This is a genomic window from Ulvibacter sp. 2210JD10-4, assembly GCF_058148525.1.
This window is the reverse complement of the sequence record NZ_JBYVJZ010000011.1, coordinates 1-8,033: the sequence shown is the minus strand read 5'-3', so window position 1 is coordinate 8,033 and position 8,033 is coordinate 1. Positions and strand designations below refer to the sequence as shown.

The window sequence follows — 8,033 nt, the reverse complement described above, 5'->3', positions numbered from 1 at the left end:
ACTATGGCAGGCGGACCGATTGCATCTTTAGCAGCCGGAGCAGAAGACACCACTACCTTTACGGCTAGTTATGTGATTACTCAGGCAGACATTGACGCAGGTCAGTTCAGCAATCAGGCCTTGGCAACAGGAACCCCACCGAGTGGACCTAATGTAACGGATGATTCTGACGACAACTCTTATATAGAAGACAATCCAACGATCACCACGATCTGTAATGCAGCAAGCATTGCACTGATCAAGACAGGAAGCTATGATGGTACAGATCCTACCAATGGAAGTTGTATCAGTACTCCTGGTGATGTGATCACTTATACCTTTAGTGTTAAGAACACAGGTAATGTAACCTTAACTAATGTGGTGGTTACCGATCCTGGTGTTACTATGGCAGGTGGACCGATTGCATCTTTAGCAGCCGGAGCAGAAGACACCACTACCTTTACGGCTAGTTATGTGATTACTCAGGCAGACATTGACGCAGGTCAGTTCAGCAATCAGGCCTTGGCAACAGGAACCCCACCGAGTGGACCTAATGTAACGGATGATTCTGACGACAACTCTTATATAGAAGACAATCCAACGATCACCACGATCTGTAATGCAGCAAGCATTGCACTGATCAAGACAGGAAGCTATGATGGTACAGATCCTACCAATGGAAGTTGTATCAGTACTCCTGGCGATGTGATCACCTATACCTTTAGTGTTAAGAACACAGGTAATGTTACCTTAACTAATGTGGTGGTTACCGATCCTGGTGTTACTATGGCAGGTGGACCGATTGCATCTTTAGCAGCCGGAGCAGAAGACACCACTACCTTTACGGCTAGTTATGTGATTACTCAGGCAGACATTGACGCAGGTCAGTTCAGCAATCAGGCCTTGGCAACAGGAACCCCACCGAGTGGACCTAATGTAACGGATGATTCTGACGACAACTCTTATATAGAAGACAATCCAACGATCACCACGATCTGTAATGCAGCAAGCATTGCACTGATCAAGACAGGAAGCTATGATGGTACAGATCCTACCAATGGAAGTTGTATCAGTACTCCTGGCGATGTGATCACCTATACCTTTAGTGTTAAGAACACAGGTAATGTTACCTTAACTAATGTAGTGGTTACCGATCCTGGTGTTACTATGGCAGGCGGACCGATTGCATCTTTAGCAGCCGGAGCAGAAGACACCACTACCTTTACGGCTAGTTATGTGATTACTCAGGCAGACATTGACGCAGGTCAGTTCAGCAATCAGGCCTTGGCAACAGGAACCCCACCGAGTGGACCTAATGTAACGGATGATTCTGACGACAACTCTTATATAGAAGACAATCCAACGATCACCACGATCTGTAATGCAGCAAGCATTGCACTTATCAAAGTTGGAACCTATGATGGCTTTGACCAGGCAGGTAACTGTATTGCTACCCCTGGAGATGTTATCACCTATGCCTTTACCGTGACCAACACGGGTAATGTAACCTTAACTAATGTGGTGGTTACTGATCCTGGTGTTACTATGGCAGGCGGACCGATTGCGAGTCTTGCACCTGGAGCAGTAGATACTACTACTTTCACAGCTAGTTATGTAATCACCCAGGCAGACATTGACGCAGGTCAGTTCAGCAACCAGGCAACTGCTACAGGAACACCACCAAGTGGACCTAATGTAACAGACCTATCGGATGATAACAGTAATTTAGAGAACGATCCAACGGTAACTACTATCTGTAATGCAGCAAGCATTGCACTTATCAAGGTTGGAACTTATGATGGCTTTGACCAGGCAGGTAACTGTATTGCTACCCCTGGCGATGTGATCACCTATGCCTTTACCGTGACCAACACGGGTAATGTAACCTTAACTAATGTAGTGGTTACCGATCCCGGTGTTACTATGGCAGGCGGACCGATTGCGAGTCTTGCACCTGGAGCAGTAGATACTACTACTTTCACAGCTAGTTATGTGATCACCCAGGCAGACTTGGATGCAGGCCAGTTCAGCAACCAGGCTACGGCTACGGGAACATCACCAAGTGGACCAAATGTAACGGACCTATCAGATGATAACAGTAATTTAGAGAACGATCCAACGGTAACTACTATCTGTAATGCAGCAAGCATTGCACTTATCAAGGTTGGAACTTATGATGGCTTTGACCAGGCAGGTAACTGTATTGCTACCCCTGGCGATGTTATCACCTATGCCTTTACCGTGACCAACACGGGTAATGTAACCTTAACTAATGTAGTGGTTACCGATCCCGGTGTTACTATGACAGGCGGACCGATTGCGAGTCTTGCACCTGGAGCAGTAGATACTACTACTTTCACAGCTAGTTATGTGATCACCCAGGCAGACTTGGATGTAGGCCAGTTCAGCAACCAGGCTACGGCTACGGGAACACCACCAAGTGGACCAAATGTAACGGACCTATCAGATGATAACAGTAATTTAGAGAACGATCCAACGATCACCACGATCTGTAATGCAGCAAGCATTGCACTTATCAAGGTTGGAACTTATGATGGCTTTGACCAGGCAGGTAACTGTATTGCTACCCCTGGCGATGTTATCACCTATGCCTTTACCGTGACCAACACGGGTAATGTAACCTTAACTAATGTGGTGGTTACTGATCCTGGTGTTACTATGGCAGGCGGACCGATTGCGAGTCTTGCACCTGGAGCAGTAGATACTACTACTTTCACAGCTAGTTATGTAATCACCCAGGCAGACATTGACGCAGGTCAGTTCAGCAACCAGGCAACTGCTACAGGAACACCACCAAGTGGACCTAATGTAACAGACCTATCGGATGATAACAGTAATTTAGAGAACGATCCAACGGTAACTACTATCTGTAATGCAGCAAGCATTGCACTTATCAAGGTTGGAACTTATGATGGCTTTGACCAGGCAGGTAACTGTATTGCTACCCCTGGAGATGTTATCACTTATACCTTTAGTGTTAAGAACACAGGAAATGTAACCCTTACCAATGTGGTGGTTACCGATCCCGGTGTTACTATGGCAGGCGGACCGATTGCATCTTTAGCAGCCGGAGCAGAAGACACCACTACCTTTACGGCTAGTTATGTGATTACTCAGGCAGACATTGACGCAGGTCAGTTCAGCAATCAGGCCTTGGCAACAGGAACCCCACCGAGTGGACCTAATGTAACGGACCTATCAGATGATAACAGTAATTTAGAGAACGATCCAACGATCACCACGATCTGTAATGCAGCAAGCATTGCACTTATCAAAGTTGGAACCTATGATGGCTTTGACCAGGCAGGTAACTGTATTGCTACCCCTGGAGATGTTATCACCTATGCCTTTACCGTGACCAACACGGGTAATGTAACCTTAACTAATGTGGTGGTTACTGATCCTGGTGTTACTATGGCAGGCGGACCGATTGCGAGTCTTGCACCTGGAGCAGTAGATACTACTACTTTCACAGCTAGTTATGTAATCACCCAGGCAGACATTGACGCAGGTCAGTTCAGCAACCAGGCAACTGCTACAGGAACACCACCAAGTGGACCTAATGTAACAGACCTATCGGATGATAACAGTAATTTAGAGAACGATCCAACGGTAACTACTATCTGTAATGCAGCAAGCATTGCACTTATCAAGGTTGGAACTTATGATGGCTTTGACCAGGCAGGTAACTGTATTGCTACCCCTGGAGATGTTATCACTTATACCTTTAGTGTTAAGAACACAGGAAATGTAACCCTTACCAATGTGGTGGTTACCGATCCCGGTGTTACTATGGTAGGCGGACCGATTGCGAGTCTTGCACCTGGAGCAGAAGACACCACTACCTTTACGGCTAGTTATGTGATCACTCAGGCAGACTTGGATGCAGGTCAGTTCAGCAACCAGGCCTTGGCAACAGGAACCCCACCAAGTGGACCTAATGTAACGGATGATTCTGACGATACTTCTTATACAGAAAATGATCCAACAGTAACGACTATATGTCAGAACCCAGTGATTGCTATTGTAAAGACAGGAGTCTTCAATGATGAGAACGGAGATCAGTGTAGTGACCCACAAGAGACCATTACTTATACCTTCACTGTAACCAATGAAGGAAATGTAACCCTATCGGCTATTGATGTAACGGACCCACTTGTAGCTCCGATCACTTTTGTGAGTGGAGATACGAACAACGATGGATTGTTACAGGTAGATGAGACATGGGTATATACAGGAAGCTATGCTATTACACAGGCTGATATTGATGCCGGTCAGGTGACTAACCAGGCTACGGCTACAGGAGATGACACTAACGGTAACCCTGTAAGTGACTTATCTGATGATAACAGTGTATTAGAGAATGATCCAACGATCACTCCTCTATGTCAGAACCCAGTGATCGCTATTGTAAAGACAGGAGTCTTTAATGATGAGAACGGAGATCAGTGTAGTGACCCACAAGAGACCATTACTTATACCTTCACTGTAACCAATGAAGGAAATGTAACCCTATCGGCTATTGATGTAACGGACCCACTTGTAGCTCCGATCACTTTTGTGAGTGGAGATACGAACAACGATGGATTGTTACAGGTAGATGAGACATGGGTATATACAGGAAGCTATGCTATTACACAGGCTGATATTGATGCCGGTCAGGTGACTAACCAGGCTACGGCTACAGGAGATGACACTAACGGTAACCCTGTAAGTGACTTATCTGATGATAACAGTGTATTAGAGAATGATCCAACGATCACTCCTCTATGTCAGAACCCAGTGATCGCTATTGTAAAGACAGGAGTCTTTAATGATGAGAACGGAGATCAGTGTAGTGACCCACAAGAGACCATTACTTATACTTTCACAGTAACCAATGAAGGAAATGTAACCCTATCGGCTATTGATGTAACGGACCCACTTGTAGCTCCGATCACTTTTGTGAGTGGAGATACGAACAACGATGGATTGTTACAGGTAGATGAGACATGGGTATATACAGGAAGCTATGCTATTACACAGGCTGATATTGATGCCGGTCAGGTAACTAACCAGGCTACGGCTACAGGAGATGACACTAACGGTAACCCTGTAAGTGACTTATCTGATGATAACAGTGTATTAGAGAATGATCCAACGATCACTCCTCTATGTCAGAACCCAGTGATCGCTATTGTAAAGACAGGAGTCTTTAATGATGAGAACGGAGATCAGTGTAGTGACCCACAAGAGACCATTACTTATACTTTCACAGTAACCAATGAAGGAAATGTAACCCTATCGGCTATTGATGTAACGGACCCACTTGTAGCTCCGATCACTTTTGTGAGTGGAGATACGAACAACGATGGATTGTTACAGGTAGATGAGACATGGGTATATACAGGAAGCTATGCTATTACACAGGCTGATATTGATGCCGGTCAGGTAACTAACCAGGCTACGGCTACGGGAGATGACACTAACGGTAACCCTGTAAGTGACTTATCTGATGATAACAGTGTATTAGAGAATGATCCAACGATCACTCCTCTATGTCAGAACCCAGTGATTGCTATTGTAAAGACGGCAACGTATGATGATGGAGGCGATTGTAGTGATCCTGGAGAGTTGATCAACTATACATTTACAGTAACCAATGAAGGAAACGTAAGTTTATCAAATATTGTAGTAGATGACCCATTATTAGGAGGCCCTGTTGCAGGTCCTGATTCAGGAGATATAGACAATGACGGTGAATTAGATGTAACCGAGACTTGGATCTATACAGCTTCTTATGCTATTACGCAGGATGATATAGATAATGGAGAAGTAATCAACCAGGCAACTGCTACAGGAGATGATACCAACGGTAATCAGGTAAGTGATCTTTCAGGATCTACAACCACTACCGATGATAGTACAATTACTATCTTATGTCAGAGTCCGGCTATTGCGATTGTAAAGACAGGAGTCTTTGTAGATGGTAACGGTGACCAGTGTGCTGATGTAGGTGAGAATATTGACTATACCTTTACAGTAACCAATGAAGGCAATGTAAGCCTTGCGAATATAGTAGTGGATGACCCATTATTAGGAGGCCCAATTGCGGGTCCTGATTCAGGAGATACAGATGGTGATAATGAACTGGATGTAACCGAGACCTGGATCTATACAGCTTCTTATGCTATTACTCAGGCGGATATTGATGCCGGAGAAGTAATCAACCAGGCAACTGCTACAGGAGATGATACCAATGGTAACCCTGTAAGTGATCTGTCTGATGATAACAGTGTATTGGAAGATGATGTAACGATCATTGATCTATGTCAGAATCCGGCAATTGCCATTGTAAAGACAGGAGTCTTTGTAGATGGTAACGGTGACCAATGTGCCAATGAAGGAGAAACTATTGATTATACATTTACAGTGACCAATGAAGGAAATGTAAGCTTAGCAAACGTAGAAGTAACAGATCCGTTAGTAGGAGGTATTATTACGGGACCAGATAGTGGTGATACAGATAATGATGGTGAATTAGATGTAACCGAGACATGGATCTATACAGCTTCTTATGCTATTACTCAGGCGGATATTGATGCCGGTCAGGTTGAAAACCAGGCAACTGCTAAAGCAAGCGATCCTAATGGTGCTACAGTTCTAGACTTATCTGATGATAACAGTGTATTGGAGGATGATATAACGATCACTGAATTATGTCAGAACCCGGCTATTGCCATTGTAAAGACAGGAGTCTTTGTAGATGGTAACGGTGACCAATGTGCTAATGAAGGTGAGACTATTGACTATACCTTTACAGTGACTAATGAAGGCAATGTAAGTCTTGCAAATATAATAGTGGACGACCCATTATTAGGAGGTCCTATTGCAGGTCCTGATTCAGGAGATACAGATGGTGATAATGAACTGGATGTAACCGAGACATGGATCTATACAGCCACATATACAATTACACAAATTGATATCGATGCCGGTCAGGTTGAAAATCAGGCTACAGCAGATGGTACTGCACCGGATGGTACAGTGGTAAATGACTTGTCTGACGATAACAGTGTATTGGAAGATGATATAACTATAATTGAGTTATGTCAGAACCCAGTAATTGCAATTGTGAAGACAGGTATCTTTATAGATGAAAATGGAGATAAATGTGCTGATGTTGGTGAGACTATTGATTATACTTTCACAGTGACCAATGAAGGAAACATGAGTTTATCTAATATCGTAGTAGATGATCCGCTAGTAGGAGGTGTTATTACAGGGCCAGACTCAGGAGATACGGATGGTGATAATGAACTGGATGTAACCGAGACATGGATCTATACAGCCACATATACAATTACACAAATTGATATCGATGCCGGTCAGGTTGAAAATCAGGCTACAGCAGAAGGTACAGCACCGAATGGTACAGTAGTAGATGACTTATCTGATGATGATAGTGTATTGGAAGATGATATAACAATCACTGAATTATGTCAGAATCCTGAAATTGCTATTATCAAGGTTGGCGTCTTTAATGACGAAGATGGTAATGGATGTGCTGATATTGGTGAATCTATTGCTTATACATTCACAGTAACGAATGAAGGAAATGTTAGCCTATCAAATATTGTAGTAGACGATCCATTATTAGGAGGTCTAATTGCAGGACCAGACTCTGGAGATGTAGATGGTAATGGAGAATTAGGAGAAACTGAGACATGGATCTATACAGGCTTGTATATTATTACACAGGCTGATATTGACAGTGGTGGAGTTATTAACCAAGCTACTGCAGAAGGTACTACAGCTGATGGTGAAACTGTTTCTGATCTGTCTGATGATAACAGCGTATTGGAAGATGACGCAACGATCACTGACCTATGTCAGGATCCATCTCTATCATTAGAGAAGACAGGAGTCTTTAACGATGACAATGGTGATTTCATTCCACAGGTAGGAGAGACGATTACGTATGTCTTTAGTGTTACCAATACAGGTAATGTTACTTTGTATAATATTGTTTTGACCGATCCTTTACCTGGTAT

General features: G+C 43.7%; 1 protein-coding gene. It reads left to right on the top strand.

Annotation, left to right across the window (positions count from 1 at the left end; translation table 11 throughout):
- Positions 1-8,033: beta strand repeat-containing protein (locus ACY2RT_RS15195; protein WP_490156785.1), on the top strand; the 8,033-nt coding region annotated here is incomplete at both ends.